Raw genomic sequence first — 18,388 nt, 5'->3', positions numbered from 1 at the left:
TGCGGTCGCCGCGGCGTCTTCTTCGGCTTCATTGTGGGCTGCGTTCCGTTCTCGCACCGCAGATGACTTGATGGCACCTTGTGCCGCTCAAACCCACGGACGAGCCCATCCGCGACGACGACCCGGACCAATGCGCCGCACGATCCGCATCGCTCGTAGCCCTCGGGCTTCGGTGCGGGTCTTTTCATGGCGCGAGGGTAACGGCTGTGGCCGACGTTTGTCAGAAGATGCTGGTTGCTTACGGCCGAGCTGATCCGGTCGAGAGCGATGGGATGAGAGTGGTCCAGTACTGCCACGTACCCAGAGCACGCAACAGGGGCTCCGTCAGCGCTCGGACTGTCATCGCCGGATCCTCAAGATCAACTCGGGTGGCGCTTGCCACCTCCCGGTAGTCGTTCTCGTCGAACGGAAGTCCGTCGTTCTCGTCGAAGCGTGCGGCGTCAGAAAACACGAGTGACCGCGTCCCGAAGAGTTCAGTTGCATGAACCCCTACGTCCCACGTGCCGCTGTAGCCGGTCTCCTCGGCGACAGTCTTCACCCACCCCAGCAGCCGCCACGCGTTGGCGAGGAGTACGACGTCGCGCGCTCGGCCGCTTCTATGGCCCTGTGACGGCGTGCTCACGCATGTCACGGTCAAGCCGATCGAGCCGTCAGCCTGTAACCGCAGATCAAACCCCCGCTTCTCGTTCCCCTCGATCGTGGTGACATCTCCCCCGACAATGTTGCTCAATGACGCTGCGGAGGATCGCTGAAGTGGCCGGACGTAAGGAGACAGCTCGGACACTCCACCGCTGAGCACGATCGGGAGATTACGTTCCATCGCGTTGGCGACTTGCGGCAAAGTGTCAACGCCCTCCCAGACCAGTCGCTGCGCGATATTCGGGGCCGCGCGGCGCGGCGTCGCCGTGAGGTACAGGTGCCCGTACTGTGCACGTGGACGCTGAGCCACATCGCCATTAAGCCGGGCTCCGGGGAACGGATCACGAGACCGGAGCTCGTCGAGAGCGTCCCACACCCGCTGACGATCGTTTCGGCGCTGTTGGTGGAGACGCAGCACGTCCGCATCCGTGAGGATCCGGTTCGTTCGCTCGCCCCTGCCGTAGTACCGACCGTCCACCATGTGCGGAGCGTCGGGGCTCGCGGGGATGTCAACCCAGACGTAGCCCCGGCCGTCCTCGCCTGACGGGATCTCGCGGGGACGCACGACCAACGGCGGATCCACGCGATTGGTCGCAATCTGCTCGATCTGTTCGATGACGTCGTGCATATCAATCGGCACAGCCTCGAACGTCTTCGTGTCCTTGTGCTCCAGAACCCCGATGAGAAGCGCTCCCCCGTCTACAGCGAAGGACGCGAGATCCTTGGCCGTGCCCCGGCGCTGCGAATCCGTGTTTCCGATTGTGGCCTTCATGTCCAGGACATTCGACTCAGATACGTCGCGTGCTTCAATCGCGGCGCGAACCTCGGCCTCGGTGTGTGGGGGCCAACTCATTGCGTGTCCTTCCGGGTCAACAAGAACGCGCTCCTCTGGTTTGAGTGAACACGCAAGCGGATATCCAGTATCTGCCCTGGTTGCCCGGTCGGGCGAGCGTCCGGTAGCCGATCGGCTACCGCACACGTACGGCCGTTTCTGGAGCCCGCCAGGATCCGGGGATCTCGGTGTCTCAACAGACCCGCCCGGCGATGTGTCCGGTGACGGTTCCCTCAGTGAGACACGGCGGGGTCTGCTGGTGGCACGCACCCCTGGTCAGGACTCGAGGGTGCCGGTCTCCGTCGCCAGTGCGGCTGCGAGGTCGGCTTCCGACGGCAGAGCCGCGCGGACAGCGGGCGGAAGGAGGTCGTAGCTGACGACACCGATCGGGGTCTGCTGCCCCGCGAGGGAGTACCGGACGACCGCGTCGTTTTTGTCCGCGACCAGCAGCAGGCCGACCGTGTCCGCGTGCTGGGATCGGCGGAGCTTATCGTCAACGAGTGCGACGTAGAAGCCGAGCTGGCCGAGGTACTCCGGCTTGAACTTCCCGGTCTTGAGCTCGATCACCACGTACCGGAGCTGCTCGACGTGGAAGAACAGCAGGTCGACGTAGAAGTCGTCGCCGTCGACGTCGAAGTGCACCTGCCGGCCGACGAACGCGAACCCTTCGCCGAGCTCGCGGAGGGTGTCGATGATCCGGTCGACGAGTGCCTGCTCGAGGTGGCGTTCCTTCGCGTCCCCGTCGAGAGCCAGGAAGTCCAGCACGTACGGGTCCTTCGTGATCTGCTGCGCCAGATCCGAGTCCCCCGGCGGGAGCACCTCGGCGAAGTTCGTCGGCGCCGCCTGGAGCCGGGTGTGCGCCTCGGACCGGATCTGGTGCTCGAGGACGTTCCGCGACCACCCGTGCACGGCCGCCTGGCCTGCGTACCAGTCCCGGAGCGCGTGGCCATCGAGCCGGTCAAGGAGCACGGTGACGTGCCCCCAGGGCAGTTGTGCAACAGCCTGTTGCAGAATCTGCTCATCCGGCCAGGCGGCAGCAAACGCGCGCATGTACGCGAGGTTCCGCGGGGAGAAGCCCTTCATCTCCGGAAACTCAGCACGCAGATCCGCCGCGAGCCGGCCGATGACGTTGCTGCCCCACCCCTCGTCACCCTGGCGCTGCAGGATCGTCGAACCGATCCCCCAGTACAGACGGACGAGTTCCGTGTTCACGCGGCGCTGCGCCGCAAATCGGCCTGCGCGCACTTGCTGCTTCAGCTCGGCAAGAGCAGCGGCATGCCCGGATACAGCTGGCGACGAATCAGACATCACACTCAGTCTGCCCGACCAGCCGATCGGAAGAAGAACGAACGAAGCGTTCTACGGGATCAGCTATGCCAGGGTGGAGATGATCCCCGAGCGAAAGGCGACCTCCCATGGCGCAGAAAGTCACCACGCACCTCGTCGACGACCTCACCGGCGACACCATCGAAGACGGCAAGGGCCGCACCATCACGTTCGGCTTCGACGGCGCCTACTACGAGATCGATCTCACCGACGACAACGCTGACACGCTCCGCGAAGCGTTTTCCGACTACATCGCCGCAGCCCGCAAGGTCACGGGCCGGGCCGGACGACCCAGTGCCGGCAGCGCGCCGAAGCGCGGGAACTCGGAAGAGCTCGCGAAGATCCGCGAATGGGCCAACGCGAACGGCCACGAGGTCTCCTCCCGCGGCCGCATCAGCCAGGCCGTCCGCGACGCCTACGAGGCTGCACACTGACGCCACTCCCCCACGAAAAGAGCCGGGCGCCCTCGAGGGCGGCCGGCTCTTCTCATTGGCACCGATACCGCGGTTTTATGTCAGCGGAGCCATCCGCCTCTCAGTCCCGTCACCAATTGTTTGCGCAGCGCCGCTCCGAGCGCTTTCCGAAGATTCTGCGCGGTCGGCGTCCCTGCGGGTACTCACCCAAAATCAACGATCGGTCCGCAGCTGACGAGCAGCAGCAATCATTGCATGCTCGTTTCGGCGGCGAGTAGCTCTGTACAGCCAGTTTGGCACCTGAGGTGTGGTCCGGCGCAGATCGAACAGTCTCTCCTGCCAGACAAGGAGGTCTTGCCCGTCAATACTCGGAGAAGCAACAGCCAAACGCGACTCGATCGTTGTCGCGAGGTCAGCACGGTCCCGCGCTGCTTTCCACGTGTTCATGACGTACTCAGCTACGTCGAGAAACGCTGGAAGCACGGGAAAAAGAGCACCTAGAAGGAAGTCTGACAGGGCAATTCCTGTCAGCCCTGCCCACAGAATTAGCGAGGCCACCCAAACAACAGTGACTGCCGCCCACACGGCGACGGTAGTCCGGATGAGGCGGTCGGTATAGGAGGCGTTCGCCCGTTGCGCGATCGCAATCGTTACTGCCCCTGGAGACTCCACATCAACCGGGTACCAATTCGTAAGCCTCTCACGGTCAGCAATTCCTCGCACGTCGTCACTACGGATTAACAGATCAATTTCTTCTGGTGTTGGGCGCTCGGCGCGAGTGATGGTCTGAGGCATATCGAAAAGGTAGTGATCGAGCTCCTCTTGCACGCATGCAGCCTTCACCATGCTTCGAGTTTCCAACCAGGTCAGGATGGTGCGCCCGGCGAAGAGCCAGACTCCGGTGACGGCACCCGCAGTGATCGCGAACGTCGGTGCGAGCAGTGACACGAACGGGGCTCCCACTCCCAATACAAGGAGGCCAACCCATCGCACGCCCTGCCACCGCTTCGCTCCCGTGTAAAGCCGGCGTTGAGCAATGAGCAAGCGAAGCGCGTGGAGCCCATTCTGCCGTTGCTGAATTGTAGCGCTGGAGGGTGCGGAGTAGTCAGACGGCCCCGTAAGCTCAGACATTGAACAGCAGCTTTAGCTGTGCAATTGCATTCTCGTCGTCACCGGCCGCGGCGTAGTCCTTCGCCTTCAATGCCCGCGATACGGCGGTGGATAGTTTCGACAGCGCATCTACGCGATTCGATTCCGACGAGGTGGCGGTAAAACGTGAACCAAGTCCGGTGGGGTCGTTCATTGCGGCAAGCTCCGCTGTCTTCACTTTGTTAAGAGACAGGTAAAGGTCCCACAGCGGCAAGTACGTGTCCTCACCATCGATGTGCTTGGCGGCGCGCATCTCGAGGTAGCAGGACGAGACCGGCACGTTCCGCTTATACTTCCAGATTTTTACCTGCCGGGCGAGTTTCTTTGCAGCACCGTCGAACTTCTTGTTGACTTCGTTCACCCAGGTGTTGTGCGCACTTGGGTGGGTGAGCATCCATCCTCCGGTCGGGTCTGGGATTGAGTAGCCCCCGTCTGTATAATACCCAGGGACAACCTCAACATCGCCGTCTGAGAAGCGGCACACGACTGCAGGCTGACGAACCACGACCGTCGTAGACGGGAACCGAGCCTGTAGCGACGACTTCACCTTGTTTAACGTTGTCAAAGGCGAGATCGGTTTCGTTCCCTTCAGCGAGACGAGGTAGTCGGCGTCGCTGTACAGCCAGATGCCAGTTCCGTGCCGAAGAGAGCCGATCTCAAACATGCCGAAGATGCCGAGGTCGGAGTCGAGACGAGTCTGGATCGACTCTCTGTGACTGCGTGCTCCAGCAAACTGTGTTGACGACGGCGTCCAGTAGTTAGTCGTGTTGCGGAGCCAAGTGACGGCGGTCTCGGGCATGGGTTCTCATCTCTGCGGGCACCATCGCCACGCGTATCCTAATTATTCATCACACCTCCGACATCACCGACGGCCGATCATCTGTGCCGTAAGGGCGGCTGCGATCGAGTTGCCGCGTCAGCACGTATCGACGTAGTGCTGAGGTATGCCCCAACGCCACGGCCCCAGTGCGGTTGAGAGCCGCAGTCATGGGGTCGATTCAGGGGGTTCCGCGACAGATGTGGTCTTGGCTCTAGACATGTCGCAACACCCCGTGCTCATCGGTCGCACGGACCGCGCGGTGCCCGACCGTCAGCCGGACGTCTTTCGACGTCGGCCTGCGACTGGCTCGCTCTCGCGCCGGAGTGCCCTGTACACCGTGGTCCTACTGACGCCGAGAACGTCGCCGATCTGGGCGACCGTCATGTCCTGTTGCTCGTACAGGCGCCTGGCAGTTCGTACCTGATCGGCCGACAGTCGAGGCGGCCGACCGCCGTTCCGCCCTCGAGCTCGAGCGGCCGTGAGGCCGGCGTGCGTGCGTTCTCGGATGAGATCCCGTTCGAACTCGGCCAGGGCGGCGAAGACGTGGAACACGAGCCGGCCGCCGGGTGAGGTTGTGTCGATCGTCTCTTGCAAGGATCGGAACCCGACACCTCGCTCCCCCAGTGCCTGCAGCTGGTCGATCAGATGCCGGATGGATCGTCCGAGCCGGTCGAGTCGCCACACGACGAGAGTGTCGCCTGGTCGGAGCTGATCGAGCAGCTTGGTGAGCTCCGGACGGTGCTCGAGCGATCCTGACATTGTGTCGACCCACACCCGGTAGCAGCCGGCAGCGTTCAACGCGTCGAGCTGCAGCGCCGCGTCCTGATCGGTTGTCGACACCCGCGCGTACCCGAGAAGCTCACCCATGACTCAGAACGTAGCGGAACGCGTCGGACGGCAGTGGAAACGGCACGTAGAAACCGGCACTGAGTTCCGCTACGTGTGTGGGCAGCTTCGCTCCGTGTCGTCGGAATCGCTTCCTTCGGTGTCGGGACGTCACGGGTGCGCGAGACGGCTCGCGTGACGAGGGGTTCGGGTGCATACTGGTGGTGTCTTCGGACCCGGTAGTGGGGCTTGCCGGACCCAACCTCGACAGTTGTCGACAACAGTCCCTATCTCAGCTGGTCGCGTTTCTGCGCGCCTGAGGTAGGGAGTGTCATGACAGCACCAATAGGTACCGGACCGGTCGTCGTCGGTGTCCTACCCGGCCTCGCGCCGGCGGTGATCGAGGTTGCGTCGTCCATCGCGCGGCGCTTCGGTACGACGCTGGTGTGCGTCAGCGTGGATGCGTCGCTCATCGATGCCGGTACGCGCTCGGACGGGTCGGTGATGGCGGAACCGATCGACCCTGACACCGCTGACACGACACCGCAGGGCTTGTCTGACAGTGACGAGGCGGCAGTACGTGCTGCCGCAACGACCTACGGCGTCGACGTCACGTTCGTCCCGGGTGTCGGGGATCCGAGCCGGGCATTGTCGCAGGTGGCCGAAGACCGCGACGCGGCGATGCTGGTCGTCGGGGCCAGGACGGGAGCGGGTCGAATCGCGGAGTTCTTCACGGGGTCGGTCGCGGCACGACTGACCCATCGACAGCACCGTTCAGTGCTCGTGGTGCCCGTTGATCCGGTCGGGTTCGATGCCCCGCTGCCGTGGGACACCCCGTGACCGGCCAGCTTGTTCTGCTCCGCCACGGACAGAGCACTGCGAACGATGCCGGCACCTTCACCGGCTTGCGAGACGTCGCGCTGACCGAACAGGGCACCGCCGAAGCGAATCGGGCTGGGTTGCTGCTCCTGCATGCGGGCATCCGACCGGACCTCGTGCTCACGTCGACGCTCGAGCGGGCGCTCCATACGGCGGAGCTCGTCACCGACGTCGTCGGACGTGATGCGCCGATCGAGTCGTCGTGGCGGTTGAACGAGCGGAACTACGGCGCACTCACCGGCATGTCCAAGCAGAGTACGCAAGCGGCGTTGGGGGCGGAGCAGTTCTTCGCTGTTCGCCGGACCCGCACGGGTCGGCCGCCACGCATGTCGATCCGCGCGTGGTTGGCGCTCCGGCGGACGCCGGCGCTTCGTGGACTGCCGTGGGCGGCAGTTCGTCGAACCGAGACACTGTCCGACGTCATCGTCCGGGTCCGACCCGTCCTGTCGGACCGAATCACCCCGGCACTCCGCGACGGGCAGACAGTGCTCGTCGTCGCGCACGGCAACTCATTGCGGGCACTGTGTGCCTGCATGGACGGCCTGACCGACGGTGAGCTCGCGGACCTGAACCTCCCCACGGGCGAACCCCTGGTCTACCGGTTCGACGGCGACGGTGGGTTCTGTCCGCGGGGTGGGGAGTACCTGCATCCGGCAGCACGAGCAGCAGCGGCAGCGGTCGCTGCGGAAGGTGGAACATGACCTCCCGAACAGACACGGACCTGCCCGATGGGCAGCTCCCGCCCGACCCGGACATCGACGCCGATGACCCGGAACGTATCGCCAGGCCAGTGCATCTGCGGTGGCGGTACCTCGGTGTCGTCGCACTCGGCGGCGCCATCGGTACCGCCGCACGTGACGGACTCAGCACCGCGTTCCCCGCTCAGCACGGGGTGTCCTGGGCGATCTTCTGGATCAACATCGCCGGCGCGCTCCTACTCGGTGTGCTGCTGGAACACCTCGCGCATCGCGGACCTGACGAAGGGCGCCGCCGGGCACTGCGCCTGCTTCTGGGAACCGGTGTCCTCGGCGGGTTCACCACCTACAGCACCCTCGCGACCAGCACCGCGGTGTTGTTCCTCGCCGGCCGCGGGTTGTCCGGCACCGGGTACGGGCTCCTGACGGTCCTCGCCGGCGCGATCGCCACCGGTGGCGGCCTCGCGATCGCGGGCTTGGTCCGACCGAACGGAGCCACATCATGAGCGCCCTGGCCTTCCTCAGCGTCGCTGTCGCTGGCGGTGTCGGCGCGGCCGCACGGTTCTTCCTGGATGGTGCGATCAACCGGGGTCGGCAGTTCCGGCTCCCGGTCGGGACGCTGACGATCAACATCACCGGCTCGTTCCTGCTGGGCTTGATCACCGGCGCCGCCGGTCACCTCGGCGCTACCCCCGTCGCGGTGCTCGGAACAGGGCTCATGGGTGGCTACACCACGTTCAGCACCGCCAGCTTCGAGACCGTCCGCCTCGCACGCACCGGCCGCACCACCGCGGCTGCCGTGAACGGGCTTGGGATGCTCGTCGTCTCCGTCGCCGCAGCCGCCGGGGGCGTCACCCTCGGCACCCTCACTTGACCATCCGACTCGGAGAAGAACAGCTCATGCACTTCGACATCACGATCGAGATCCCCCGCGGCAGCGGCAACAAGTACGAGGTCGACCACACCACCGGACGGATCCGCCTGGACCGGGCGGTGTTCACCAGCATGGTGTTCCCGCAGGACTACGGCTCGATCGACGACACGCTCGGCGATGACGGCGACCCCCTCGACGCGCTCGTGCTGCTGCCCCGGCCCACGTTCCCCGGCGTCGTCATCGACGTCCGCCCGGTCGGGATGCTCCGCATGGTCGACGAGAACGGCGGCGATGACAAGATCCTCACCGTCCCCGCCGGAGACGTCCGCTTCGACCACGTCCAGGACATCACCGACGTCGCCGAGCCGGTCCTGGTGGAAATCGAGCACTTCTTCGCCCACTACAAGGAGATCGAGCACGGCAAGCACGTCACCACCAACGGGTGGGCGAACCGTGTCGACGCCGAAGCCATCATCCGCGCCGCACAGGAACGGTTCACCCCGCACCCCTGACCGGCACCCGCGCACCCGCGCACCCGCGCACCATCCAGTGCGCGCCCTGAACCGCCGCGGGGAGGCAACTGGCGCCCAGTGATCGCCAGGAGGTCGTCCCTCCGCCTCCCCGCGGCCCACACCCGCACGACGAACCCGAAAGGCGACAACCGCCATGAACGACTACATCAGCAACGTCCACCACACCACCCACCATCAGGGCGAGTACGTGACCCACACCAGCCGCCCCGTCACCATCAGCAGCCTGCACGGCTCCCGGATCCTCGACTCCCGCGGCTACCCAACGATCCAGGTGCATCTCGAGCTCGAGGACGGCACCGTCGTCACCGGCGACGCCCCCGCAGGCGCATCCACTGGCGCGCATGAGGCTGTCGAGCTTCGCGACGGCGGCAGCAGCTACGGCGGCCGCGACGTGAGCCAGGCACTGCACCTCATCACGGCGGACGTCGCACCGATGATCACCGGCCAGTCGTGGACCTCAATCGGGCAGGTCGACGCCGCCCTCGCTGCCCTCGACAGCACCCCGAATTACCGCCGGCTCGGCGCGAACAGTGTCGTCGCGACCTCGATCGCGATGGCACGCGCTCTCGCCGCCGCAGCGGAGCTGCCGCTCTGGCGTTGGATCGCAGACGTCACCGGCAGCACGCCTCGCTTGCCCGTCCCGCACTTCAACGTCCTCAACGGCGGAGCGCACGCAGCGAACGCGCTCGACTTCCAGGAGTTCATGATCGCCCCGGTGAACGCCGACACCATGACCGACGCGGTTCGGATCGGGTCAGACGTCTACCACGCACTGGCGGCACTGGTCCGGGAACGGTTCGGCAGTCTCGGTCTCGGCGACGAAGGTGGCTTCGCGCCATCGATCGCCGCGCCCGAGGAGGCCCTCGACCTCCTCGTCGCCGCGATCAGTGCCGCTGGCTACGAGCCCGGCGTCGACACCGTCGCGATCGCACTCGACCCGGCGGCGAACGAGTTCGCGCTCGGTGACGGTAGCTACCGGGTCGTGGACCGCCGGCTCGACCGCGCAGGCATGGTCGACTACTACCGCGACCTCATCAGCCGGTATCCGATCCGGAGCATCGAAGACGGCTTCTCCGAAGATGACCACGGCGGCTGGAAGGCGATGTCGTCCGCGCTCGGCGGCATGCTCCAGATCGTCGGCGATGATCTCTACGTCACCGATCCGCAGCGCATCCGCGACGGCGGGAAGGACGGGCTCTCGAATGCAGCGCTCATCAAGCCGAACCAGATCGGCACCGTCTCCCAGACCCTCGACGCGATCGGCGTCGCACGCTCGCTCGGGATGCGGAGCATGGTGTCGCACCGGTCCGGGGAAACCACCGACACGTTCATCGCGGACCTCGTCGTCGGCAGCGGAACCGGACAGATCAAGTCCGGCGCCCCCGCCCGCGGAGAACGCGTCGCGAAGTACAACCGGCTCACCGAGATCGCGGAGAACAATCCGGAGCTGCCCTACGGGCTGCGCTGACCCCGACCGGCCACCTCGTGGGCGACGCGCAGGAAAGCAGAACCAGCTGGCTGGGGCTCTCCCGACCAGATCGCCCGCAACGGCCGGGCAAGTGGCGGCCCGGCGAGCGGGACCCGCACCAGCGACCCGTCGTTGATGTCGGCGGCGACCGTGCGAAGGCTCATCACCGCCGGTGCGATTCCGGCCTGTGCGTTCGCCCGGATGATGCTCGTGGTCTCCAGCACCGCGGCCGGAACCGACATGCTCAAACCGGCCTCCCTGAGCCATGCGGCGAGGGTCGCGCGAGTCCCGGAACCTTCTTCCCGCAGGAGCAGAGCCGTCGCCGCCAGGACCTCCGCAGTGATCCCGGTCGACCGAGCCCAGGGATGGTCCGGCGCAACGACGACCGCGAGCTCATCGTCCGCGATCACCTGCGCGGACACACCTGCCGCCACCACCGGGGTCTCCGTGAACCCGAGGTCCGCGCCACCCGACTGCACGAGATCCGCCACCGCGGCGGAGTTGCCCGCGATCAGACGCACCCGCACGTCGGGTTCACGGCGGCGGAATTCGAGCAGCCAGCCCGGCAGCAGCAGCTCCGCGATGGTCTGTGACGCCGCGACGACGAGCGAACCCGTCGGAGCCCGCAGCACAGCCACTCCTGCCTCGAGGTGGCGAGACGCGTCGAGGACCGGTCCGGCCAGCCCGACGACGAGCCGGCCGGTCTCGGTCAGCACCGACCCCGTGGTCGAGCGGTGCACCAACAAGTGACCGACCATGCGCTCGGCGACCCGGATCCGAGCAGACACTGCCTGTTGCGTGACGCCGAGCGCTCCAGCGGCAGCGGAGAGCGAGCCGGTCTCGGCGACGCGTGCGAGCACGTCGAGTGTGTCGAGGTCGAGCGTTCGGTCCGTGAGTCGCCGTAGTGTCACAATCAACGATTGTGCCCCGCCAAGAGGTTCCCGGTACCGCCAGAGGCAGGATTCGCGCAGGCTTGGCCCATGACAACGCTCCGCACCGACCCTGCACCCGCGAACGGTAGCCAGCTGCCCCAACGGCCGCAGACGACGTTGTTCCGTGACCTGGAGCGGCCAGGCCTGATCGTGTCGAATCTCACACCGAACTGGTTCGCATCGATCATGGGCACTGGGATCGTCGCTGTCGCAGCTGCGTCACTCCCACTGCAGTTCCCCGGTCTGCGCATCGCGGCGACGGTCGTGTGGGCGATCGCCGCGGTGCTCCTCGTCGCCCTCACGATCGCGACGGTGCTGCACTGGATCCGCTACCGGAGCACCGCAGCCAGGCACCACCTCAACCCGGTCATCTCCCACTTCTACGGCGCACCACCGATGGCGTTCCTCACCGTCGGCGCCGGGACACTCCTGCTCGGCAAGGACTGGGTCGGCCTGCCCGCCGCCGTCACCATCGACTGGGTCCTGTGGACCATCGGCACCATCGGAGGGCTGCTCACGGCAGTCCTGGTGCCGTACCTGGCGTTCATCCGCCACGAGAACAAGCCCGACTCCGCGTTCGGCGGCTGGCTGATGCCCATCGTCCCGCCGATGGTGTCCGCCTCCACCGGCGCCCTGCTGCTGCCGTACGCTCCCGCCGGACAGGCGCGGGAGACGCTGCTGTGGTCCTGCTACGGCTTCTTCGGGCTCAGTCTCGTGACGTCGCTGGTCGTGATCACGCTGATCTGGAACCGGCTCGCGCACCACAAGGTCGGGGCCGCCGGCATGGTGCCGACCCTGTGGATCGTCCTCGGACCCGTCGGACAATCCATCACGGCGGTGAACCTCCTCGCATCGAACGCACCCACCGTCGTCGACGCATCCACCGCCCACGCGCTCCTCGTCGTGGCGCTGGTGTACGGGTTCGCGATGCTCGGCTTCGCGCTGCTGTGGACCGTCATCGCCCTCGCGGTCACCGTCCGGACCGCCCGCGAACACCTGCCGTTCAGCCTGACCTGGTGGTCGTTCACGTTCCCCGTCGGCACCTGCGTCACCGGACTCAACGGGCTCGCCCTGCACTCAGGCCTGACCGTCGTTGCCGTCCTCGCCGTCATCTACTACGCCGGCCTCGTCGCCGCATGGATCACCGTTGCCCTTCGCACCTTTCACGGATCCGTCATCCGTGGCACCCTGCTGGCACCGCCACAGCCGTCATGAGTACCCCCGAGGAACTCGCTGACGTTCGATCGCTGAACGGTCTTGCGGAGACGTGGCGGACCGCGCCCGACGGCAGCCGACGGTTCGTCCCGAGCTTCGACCCACGATCCGGCGGCAGATCCAGCCGCGTCCTGGTCCTGATGCAGTCGCCCGGCCCCCAGACCATCGCCGCAGCGCACGCAGCCATCTGCAGCGAGGACAACCCGGGCCCGACCGCGGCCGCGTTCCGAGCAGCCCGTATCGAGTCCGGGCTCGCACGCGGCGAGTACGTCCGCTGGAACCTCATCCCATGGGAACTGCCCGACCGCGTGCGACTCGCGGAGGTCGACGAGGGGCGGCATGCCCTTGCCACACTGCTCGCGGCCCTCCCCGCTCTCACTGCGATCGTCACGTACGGGGCCGTCGCCCTCGACGGCGTCATGCGACACCTCACCCTGGACGAGCACCCCCGACTCCTCCCGGTCATCGCAGCACCACATCCGTCTCCCGCCAACGGCCGCCATCGCTCGGAACAACACTTCCGTTCCGTGCAAGCACTCCGGCTCGCCGCGCAAGCGCGACCCACGTAACAAACACCTCCGATTCCGCTGCACCGGAGCTTGAGCAGGTCGGAGCGTGGCTCAGACCGGCGTGTCTTGGAGCGAAACCCAGTTCCTGCATCCACGTGCCGCTACCGCGCCGGTCGGTCGAGTTTCGCTCCGTTCTCCTCACGGGTCACCTCCTCGGGTACGCGCGCGTGTCCACCACCGACCAGGACGCGTCGCTGCAGATCGATGTGCTCAACGCCGTCGGCTGCTGCCGCGTGTTCGTCGACACCATCTCCGGCTCGCTCCGACACCGGCCCGAGCTCGACAAGCTCCTCGACCAGCTCCGCGCCGGCGACACCCTCGTCGTCTGGCGGCTCGATCGGCAAGGTCGCTCCATCCGGCACCTCATCGACCACCTGCACGCCCTCGCCGAGCGCGGCAGCGGGCTCCGGTCGCTGCAGGAGACCATCGACACCACCTCGCCCGGCGGGCGGCTCGTGTTCCACGTCTTCGCCGCACTGGCGGAGTTCGAACGGGACCTCAGCAAGGAACGCACGAACGCCGGCCGTGCCGCCGCCCGAGCCCGCGGCCGGACCGGTGGCCGTCCGTCGCGGCTCTCCGTGGACCAGGTGCGCACCGCGCGCCGGCTCGACGAGCAGCAAGCGATGACCGTCGCGCAGATCGGCGACGTCCTCCGCGTCAGCCCCACCACCATCGACCGGGCTCTCGGCCGTCACACTGAACCAGTCACCGCGAGGCGGTCCAGGCCCTCACCCAACCTGTAGCCAGCGCTGGGACGCGCGCGGCTGAGCCCGACACCGACCGCCGCGAAAACGACGACACAGAGCGAAGCTGCTCACAGCTACGTGTAACGCCGGCGCGGCGCGCTTTGCGCACGCCGGAACGAGAGATGTGCCACAAACGGAGGTTTCTGGCACGAGATCGAGAACGGGTCTCCATGATCGGTGGTTTCCGATATGATCGGCCGATGCCGATGCCGATGACCGCAGACATGACCGCCGCCGTCTCCCTATTCCACTCGCTCGCTGAGCCGAACCGCTTGATCATCCTGCGCCGACTCAGCCGAAGCGAGGCGCGCGTGCGGGATCTCACGGACGAGCTAGGCCTGGCCCAGTCGACAGTTTCAGAGCACGTTGCGTGCCTTCGGGACTGCGGGCTCATTGTTGCCCGTGCAGACGGACGGCAGAACTTCTACTCGGTGAGCACCCCCGAGGTCATCGACGTTCTCGAAACTGCCGAGCTGCTGCTCGAAGCGACCGGACACAAGGTTGACCTGTGCTCGACCTACGGGCGCGATGCCCGATGATCGGCACCATCGCAGGAGCGGTAGGCCTCTTTGCTGCCACCAACATCGATGACATCGTGGTCCTGACGGTGCTGTTCCTCGCGTCAACGCGCGGCACGCTGCCGGGGTGGAAAGTTGTCATTGGCCAGTACGCCGGCTTCATTGCGCTCGTCGCGATCAGCGTCCTCGCTGCCGCTGGACTCACCATCGTTCCCGATCAGTGGGTCGGCTTCCTCGGACTCATTCCCCTCGGGATCGGCCTGGTCGGGTTGATCCGTGCACTGCGCCGACGTGGCGAAGATGACGACGACGATGACGCGGCGGTGCGCGCGGGCGGGCTTCTCGGGGTCGCCGGCATCACCATCGCCAACGGCGCCGACAACATCTCCCTGTACACGCCCGTATTCCGCACAGCACCGATCCCCGACACGGTGGTCACGATCGCGGTGTTCCTCGTCCTCGTTGCGGTGTGGTGTCTCGTCGCTCGCTTCGTTGGCACGAACAAGACCGTCACGGAAGCCCTCGAGAAGATCGAGCACTGGCTCGTGCCGGCCGTCTTCATCGGCCTGGGCCTCTACATCCTCATCGAATCCGGCGTGATCGCGCGCCTCATCGACGTCCTGTCATGAGAGCGACCAGCCGTGTCGCTGTGGTGCTGCTGATCGCCGCCGCCGCGCTCACCATCGACCAGCTCTCGAAGGCGTGGGCGCTCACTGGGCTCGGTCCGTCGCGAGTGATCGAGCTGGCGCCGGGTATGACCTTCCAGCTCGTCTTCAACCCGGGCGTCGCTTTCAGCCTCGGACGGAACATGGGTCCGCCGCTCGCGGTCGGCATCATCGTGCTTACGCTGTGCCTGACGACATGGGCAGTCGTCCGCGCGGTTCGCGGAGCTGACATGATCGCAACAGGGCTGATGAGCGTCGCCGTCGGCGGGGCAGCTGGCAACCTCTGGGACCGAGTCACCCGCGCCGAGAACGGTCCGCTCACCGGTGAAGTCGTCGACTTCATCAATGTCGACTGGTTCGCGATCTTCAACGTCGCCGACATCTTCGCCACCCTCGGCATCGCCGGATTCGCCCTTCGGTTCCTCCTGCCGAACCCACACTTCGATGAGCCCACATCTAGGGACGGGGCGGCGTGAGCGGGAACCCTTTCGCGGAAGCGATCCTCAGCGGGCAGCTGCTCGTCGCCGTCCCGGTGGCGCTCCTCGCCGGCCTGGCGTCCTTCCTGTCGCCGTGCGTACTCCCACTCGTCCCTGGATACCTCGGCTTCATCGGCGGTGTCGCCGAGCAACGCCGCCGCAGCACACTCATCCTCGGGGTGCTCCTGTTCATCCTTGGCTTCACCGTCATCTTCGTCGCCTATGCCGCAGCGTTCGGCGCGCTCGGCTTCTGGCTGATCCGCTGGCGCGACCTCCTAACCCAGATTCTCGGCGGCTTCGTGATCATCATGGGGCTCGTATTCATCGGCCGTTTCGGCGTCCTGCAGCGCACCCTGAAACCACGCTGGAAACCCGCCACCGGCATCGCCGGCGCACCCCTTCTCGGCATCGTGTTCGGGCTCGGGTGGACTCCATGCCTTGGCCCCACACTCACCGCAATCAATCTGCTGAGCCTGCAGGCGGCGAGCACGTGGAACGGCGTCCTCCTCGGCATCGCCTACTGCCTCGGACTCGGGATCCCGTTCCTGTTCCTCGCCCTCGGCGCAAGCTGGGCCACAACCGCAGTCACCCGGATCAAGCGACACATGCGCACGGTGAACCTGATCGGTGGCGGGGTACTGATCCTGATCGGCGTCCTCATGGTCACGGGCCTCTGGTCCTCGCTGATGTACACCATCGGAGCGCAGATCGGGCAGTACGTCACCCTCCTCTAAACAACCCCCTCAACAGGTCAGTGCCTGCTGTATTGTCATTGCATGCTGACCAGTGCTTCGCGCGTCGACGTCATGAACCGCCTCGGCCGGGCGATGACCGATCGAACTCGATCCCGCATCCTGCTCGAACTCCTCAGTGGCCCCGGATACCCGGGACGCCTCGCAGAAACGCTCGGCCTGACGCGGTCGAACGTGTCGAATCATCTGACGTGTCTGCGTGGGTGCGGAATCGTCGTCGCGGTCCCGGAGGGGCGCTCGACCCGCTACGAGATCGCTGACCCGAACATCGGGGCAGCCTTGCACGCCCTGCTCGACGTCGTCCTCGCCGTCGATGACGGTGCCGACTGTGTTGAAGACGACTGCGAAGTCGAGATGAGCTGCGAGGTCTCCGCATGACCGCCACGAACGCCGTCGGGACGCTGCAGCCGGACCGGAAGCGGATCCTGCAGCGGCGCATCCGGTGGATCGTCGCTGCGACGATCACCTACAACGTCATCGAAGCGATCATCGCGATCGCCGCCGGCACAGTTTCCTCGTCGACCGCGCTGATCGGCTTCGGTCTCGATTCGATCGTCGAGGTGCTCTCCGCCGCAGCCGTCGCGTGGCAGTTCGCCGGCCCAGATCCGGAGGCACGAGAACGGGTCGCACTGAAGGTGATCGCGGTGTCCTTCTTCGGACTCGCGCTCTACGTCAGCATCGACGCGATCCTGAGTTTGACCGGTGTCCGCTCCCCAGAGCACTCCACCGTCGGCATCATCCTGACCGCAGTCTCGCTACTGGTGATGCCCGGGCTGAGCCTGTTCGAGCGCCGCACCGGCAAGGAGATCGGGTCCGCGTCCGCCGTCGCGGACTCGAAGCAGACGCTGATCTGCTCCTACCTCTCCGCCGCAGTCCTGATCGGACTGCTGCTCAACACCCTCTTCGGGTGGGCGTGGGCAGACGCAGTCGCCGGACTTGTGATCGTCGTCTTCGCGGTCCGCGAGGGCCTCGAAGCGTGGCGCGGTGAAGCCTGCGCCGTTCCTGCCTCAGTGCTCACCGGGGAACGCGAAAACCACGACGACCACGACCACTGCTGCTGACACCGCCTAACCGACGGAGAATCGGATGACACACGACCACGCTCACGCTCACGCTCACGGCAGCACCATCAACCGGAAACGGCTTGCGATCGCGTTCGCAATCACCAGCACCGTCCTCGTCGCCGAAGTGATCGGAGCGATCTGGACGGGGTCCCTGGCACTGCTGGTCGACGCCGGCCACATGCTCACCGACGCCGGCGGGCTCGGTGTCGCGCTCCTCGCCACGACCCTCGCGATGCGGCCCGCCACCTCACGCCGCACCTGGGGATACGCGCGAGCGGAAGTCCTCGCCGCGACCGCGCAGGCCGCGGTCCTGCTCGCGGTGGGCCTATTCGTCCTCGTCGAGGGCATCCAGCGTCTGGTCACACCGCCGGAGATCCCGTCCGCGGGACTGCTGATCTTCGGCGTGATCGGCCTCGCCGGGAACCTCGTGTCGATCCTCGTCCTCGCCTCCGGGCGCGGAGCGAACCTGAACCTGCGGGCCGCGTTCCTCGAGGTCGTCAACGACGCTCTCGGCTCGGTCGGGGTCATCATCGCCGCGATCGTCATCGCCATCACCGGCTGGGGCGGCGCCGACGCGATCGCCGCGATCCTCATCGGCGTGCTAATCCTGCCGCGCGCGTTCGTGCTGCTGCGGGACGCAGTCAACGTGCTGCTGGAAACCACCCCTGCCGGTCTTGACCTCGACGACGTCCGCGCCCACCTCGAGGCGCTCGAACACGTCGAAGCGGTACACGATCTGCACGCTTCCCAGATCGCATCTGGGCTGCCCATCCTCACCGCCCACGTCACCATCACCCGTGACTGCTTCCGCGACGGCCACGCCCCGGAGATCCTCGACCAGCTGCAGGCGTGTGTCGCGGAGCACTTCGACGTCAGCGTCGAGCACTCCACCTTCCAACTCGAACCCGCCACCCACCGGGACCACGAACACACCCCGCACGCCTGAACTGTGCAGCTTGACAGCATCAGTGACAATGGATGCGGCCTATTGGTATGGC

The 18,388-nt window shown here is 66.2% G+C and carries 22 protein-coding genes; 16 read left to right on the top strand and 6 right to left on the bottom strand.

Annotated features, from left to right (window positions below):
* Positions 1-238 precede the first annotated feature (238 nt).
* Both ITJ54_RS02120 and ITJ54_RS02115 read right to left on the bottom strand, forming a co-directional pair.
* Entirely contained in the window at positions 239-1,492 is a 1,254-nt protein-coding gene (locus tag ITJ54_RS02120; RefSeq protein WP_194625650.1) for a helix-turn-helix domain-containing protein, read from the bottom strand.
* Between the two features lie 255 nt (positions 1,493-1,747).
* Positions 1,748-2,779: a PDDEXK nuclease domain-containing protein gene (locus ITJ54_RS02115; protein WP_194625649.1), complete on the bottom strand. Its 1,032-nt coding sequence runs from the start codon at positions 2,777-2,779 to the stop codon at positions 1,748-1,750.
* A gap of 107 nt (positions 2,780-2,886) precedes the next feature.
* Here ITJ54_RS02115 and ITJ54_RS02110 point away from each other — a divergent pair, with 107 nt between their 5' ends.
* Positions 2,887-3,231 carry a histone-like nucleoid-structuring protein Lsr2 gene (locus tag ITJ54_RS02110; protein WP_123938003.1) on the top strand — a complete coding sequence of 115 codons (345 nt, stop codon included), beginning with the start codon at positions 2,887-2,889 and terminating at the stop codon, positions 3,229-3,231.
* Positions 3,232-3,423: 192 nt separating this feature from the next.
* Here ITJ54_RS02110 and ITJ54_RS02105 read toward each other — a convergent pair whose 3' ends face one another.
* From ITJ54_RS02105 to ITJ54_RS02095, 3 genes are all read right to left on the bottom strand, one after another.
* A complete protein-coding gene (locus ITJ54_RS02105; RefSeq protein WP_228508134.1) occupies positions 3,424-4,341 on the bottom strand; it encodes an S-4TM family putative pore-forming effector in 918 nt (305 codons plus the stop codon).
* Positions 4,334-5,158 carry an SMODS domain-containing nucleotidyltransferase gene (locus ITJ54_RS02100; protein ID WP_194625648.1) on the bottom strand — a complete coding sequence of 275 codons (825 nt, stop codon included), beginning with the start codon at positions 5,156-5,158 and terminating at the stop codon, positions 4,334-4,336. The genes ITJ54_RS02105 and ITJ54_RS02100 overlap by 8 nt, the downstream gene beginning before the upstream one ends.
* A gap of 291 nt (positions 5,159-5,449) precedes the next feature.
* Positions 5,450-6,046 (bottom strand): recombinase family protein, encoded by a 597-nt coding sequence (locus tag ITJ54_RS02095; protein ID WP_123937997.1) that lies wholly within the window; start codon positions 6,044-6,046, stop codon positions 5,450-5,452.
* 291 nt (positions 6,047-6,337) lie between these two features.
* Between ITJ54_RS02095 and ITJ54_RS02090 the strand changes: the two genes are divergently transcribed.
* From ITJ54_RS02090 to eno, 6 genes are all read left to right on the top strand, one after another.
* Entirely contained in the window at positions 6,338-6,844 is a 507-nt protein-coding gene (locus ITJ54_RS02090; RefSeq protein ID WP_228508454.1) for a universal stress protein, read from the top strand.
* Positions 6,829-7,584 carry a 2,3-bisphosphoglycerate-dependent phosphoglycerate mutase gene (locus tag ITJ54_RS02085; protein WP_194625647.1) on the top strand — a complete coding sequence of 252 codons (756 nt, stop codon included), beginning with the start codon at positions 6,829-6,831 and terminating at the stop codon, positions 7,582-7,584. Before ITJ54_RS02090 ends, ITJ54_RS02085 begins: the two co-directional genes overlap by 16 nt.
* A complete protein-coding gene (locus tag ITJ54_RS02080; RefSeq protein ID WP_228508131.1) occupies positions 7,581-8,084 on the top strand; it encodes a FluC/FEX family fluoride channel in 504 nt (167 codons plus the stop codon). The genes ITJ54_RS02085 and ITJ54_RS02080 overlap by 4 nt, the downstream gene beginning before the upstream one ends.
* Positions 8,081-8,452: a fluoride efflux transporter FluC gene (locus ITJ54_RS02075; protein ID WP_055950129.1), complete on the top strand. Its 372-nt coding sequence runs from the start codon at positions 8,081-8,083 to the stop codon at positions 8,450-8,452. The genes ITJ54_RS02080 and ITJ54_RS02075 overlap by 4 nt, the downstream gene beginning before the upstream one ends.
* A gap of 26 nt (positions 8,453-8,478) precedes the next feature.
* Positions 8,479-8,964, top strand: a complete 486-nt coding sequence (locus ITJ54_RS02070) for an inorganic diphosphatase (RefSeq protein WP_055950127.1) — start codon at positions 8,479-8,481, stop codon at positions 8,962-8,964.
* A 154-nt stretch (positions 8,965-9,118) separates the two neighbouring features.
* The gene (eno, locus tag ITJ54_RS02065; protein ID WP_082473849.1) at positions 9,119-10,453 is read left to right on the top strand and encodes a phosphopyruvate hydratase; all 1,335 of its coding nucleotides are present in this window, start codon (positions 9,119-9,121) and stop codon (positions 10,451-10,453) included.
* Here eno and ITJ54_RS02060 read toward each other — a convergent pair.
* Entirely contained in the window at positions 10,438-11,364 is a 927-nt protein-coding gene (locus tag ITJ54_RS02060) for a LysR family transcriptional regulator (RefSeq protein WP_055950124.1), read from the bottom strand. The two genes, eno and ITJ54_RS02060, sit on opposite strands and share 16 nt — an antisense overlap.
* A gap of 207 nt (positions 11,365-11,571) precedes the next feature.
* Between ITJ54_RS02060 and ITJ54_RS02055 the strand changes: the two genes are divergently transcribed.
* The 9 genes from ITJ54_RS02055 (at position 11,572) to ITJ54_RS02015 (ending at position 18,336) form a co-directional block, all read left to right on the top strand.
* Positions 11,572-12,600: a TDT family transporter gene (locus tag ITJ54_RS02055; RefSeq protein ID WP_017885698.1), complete on the top strand. Its 1,029-nt coding sequence runs from the start codon at positions 11,572-11,574 to the stop codon at positions 12,598-12,600.
* Positions 12,601-13,264: 664 nt separating this feature from the next.
* The gene (locus ITJ54_RS02050) at positions 13,265-13,912 is read left to right on the top strand and encodes a recombinase family protein (protein WP_323741561.1); all 648 of its coding nucleotides are present in this window, start codon (positions 13,265-13,267) and stop codon (positions 13,910-13,912) included.
* 203 nt (positions 13,913-14,115) lie between these two features.
* Positions 14,116-14,454, top strand: coding sequence for an ArsR/SmtB family transcription factor (locus ITJ54_RS02045; protein WP_200919308.1), 339 nt, complete (start codon positions 14,116-14,118; stop codon positions 14,452-14,454).
* Entirely contained in the window at positions 14,451-15,062 is a 612-nt protein-coding gene (locus ITJ54_RS02040) for a cadmium resistance transporter (protein ID WP_055950201.1), read from the top strand. The genes ITJ54_RS02045 and ITJ54_RS02040 overlap by 4 nt, the downstream gene beginning before the upstream one ends.
* 20 nt (positions 15,063-15,082) lie before the next feature.
* Complete coding sequence (locus ITJ54_RS02035; protein ID WP_055950198.1) at positions 15,083-15,574, top strand: signal peptidase II; 492 nt, start codon at positions 15,083-15,085, stop codon at positions 15,572-15,574.
* Entirely contained in the window at positions 15,571-16,308 is a 738-nt protein-coding gene (locus tag ITJ54_RS02030) for a cytochrome c biogenesis CcdA family protein (RefSeq protein WP_055950195.1), read from the top strand. Before ITJ54_RS02035 ends, ITJ54_RS02030 begins: the two co-directional genes overlap by 4 nt.
* A 42-nt stretch (positions 16,309-16,350) precedes the next feature.
* Entirely contained in the window at positions 16,351-16,704 is a 354-nt protein-coding gene (gene cmtR / locus ITJ54_RS02025) for a Cd(II)/Pb(II)-sensing metalloregulatory transcriptional regulator CmtR (RefSeq protein ID WP_055950191.1), read from the top strand.
* Positions 16,701-17,387 carry a cation diffusion facilitator family transporter gene (locus tag ITJ54_RS02020; protein WP_111108195.1) on the top strand — a complete coding sequence of 229 codons (687 nt, stop codon included), beginning with the start codon at positions 16,701-16,703 and terminating at the stop codon, positions 17,385-17,387. Before cmtR ends, ITJ54_RS02020 begins: the two co-directional genes overlap by 4 nt.
* Positions 17,388-17,412: 25 nt before the next feature.
* Entirely contained in the window at positions 17,413-18,336 is a 924-nt protein-coding gene (locus tag ITJ54_RS02015) for a cation diffusion facilitator family transporter (protein WP_111108196.1), read from the top strand.
* The last annotated feature ends 52 nt before the right edge of the window (positions 18,337-18,388 follow it).

It is taken from the genome of Curtobacterium sp. VKM Ac-2865, assembly GCF_015350905.1.
In the GTDB taxonomy this organism is placed as follows: domain Bacteria; phylum Actinomycetota; class Actinomycetes; order Actinomycetales; family Microbacteriaceae; genus Curtobacterium.
This window is presented reverse-complemented; position numbering and strand designations above follow the sequence as displayed.

Coding starts and splice junctions, on each gene's coding strand:
- ITJ54_RS02020 (WP_111108195.1), top strand. CDS start 16,701: ATGACCGCCACGAACGCCGTCGGGACGCTGCAGCCGGACCGGAAGCGG.
- ITJ54_RS02075 (WP_055950129.1), top strand. CDS start 8,081: ATGAGCGCCCTGGCCTTCCTCAGCGTCGCTGTCGCTGGCGGTGTCGGC.
- ITJ54_RS02045 (WP_200919308.1), top strand. CDS start 14,116: ATGCCGATGCCGATGACCGCAGACATGACCGCCGCCGTCTCCCTATTC.
- ITJ54_RS02080 (WP_228508131.1), top strand. CDS start 7,581: ATGACCTCCCGAACAGACACGGACCTGCCCGATGGGCAGCTCCCGCCC.
- ITJ54_RS02100 (WP_194625648.1), bottom strand. CDS start 5,158: ATGCCCGAGACCGCCGTCACTTGGCTCCGCAACACGACTAACTACTGG.
- ITJ54_RS02055 (WP_017885698.1), top strand. CDS start 11,572: ATGGGCACTGGGATCGTCGCTGTCGCAGCTGCGTCACTCCCACTGCAG.
- ITJ54_RS02040 (WP_055950201.1), top strand. CDS start 14,451: ATGATCGGCACCATCGCAGGAGCGGTAGGCCTCTTTGCTGCCACCAAC.
- ITJ54_RS02095 (WP_123937997.1), bottom strand. CDS start 6,046: ATGGGTGAGCTTCTCGGGTACGCGCGGGTGTCGACAACCGATCAGGAC.
- ITJ54_RS02120 (WP_194625650.1), bottom strand. CDS start 1,492: ATGAGTTGGCCCCCACACACCGAGGCCGAGGTTCGCGCCGCGATTGAA.
- ITJ54_RS02015 (WP_111108196.1), top strand. CDS start 17,413: ATGACACACGACCACGCTCACGCTCACGCTCACGGCAGCACCATCAAC.
- cmtR (WP_055950191.1), top strand. CDS start 16,351: ATGCTGACCAGTGCTTCGCGCGTCGACGTCATGAACCGCCTCGGCCGG.
- ITJ54_RS02115 (WP_194625649.1), bottom strand. CDS start 2,779: ATGTCTGATTCGTCGCCAGCTGTATCCGGGCATGCCGCTGCTCTTGCC.
- ITJ54_RS02110 (WP_123938003.1), top strand. CDS start 2,887: ATGGCGCAGAAAGTCACCACGCACCTCGTCGACGACCTCACCGGCGAC.
- ITJ54_RS02090 (WP_228508454.1), top strand. CDS start 6,338: ATGACAGCACCAATAGGTACCGGACCGGTCGTCGTCGGTGTCCTACCC.
- eno (WP_082473849.1), top strand. CDS start 9,119: ATGAACGACTACATCAGCAACGTCCACCACACCACCCACCATCAGGGC.
- ITJ54_RS02105 (WP_228508134.1), bottom strand. CDS start 4,341: ATGTCTGAGCTTACGGGGCCGTCTGACTACTCCGCACCCTCCAGCGCT.
- ITJ54_RS02070 (WP_055950127.1), top strand. CDS start 8,479: ATGCACTTCGACATCACGATCGAGATCCCCCGCGGCAGCGGCAACAAG.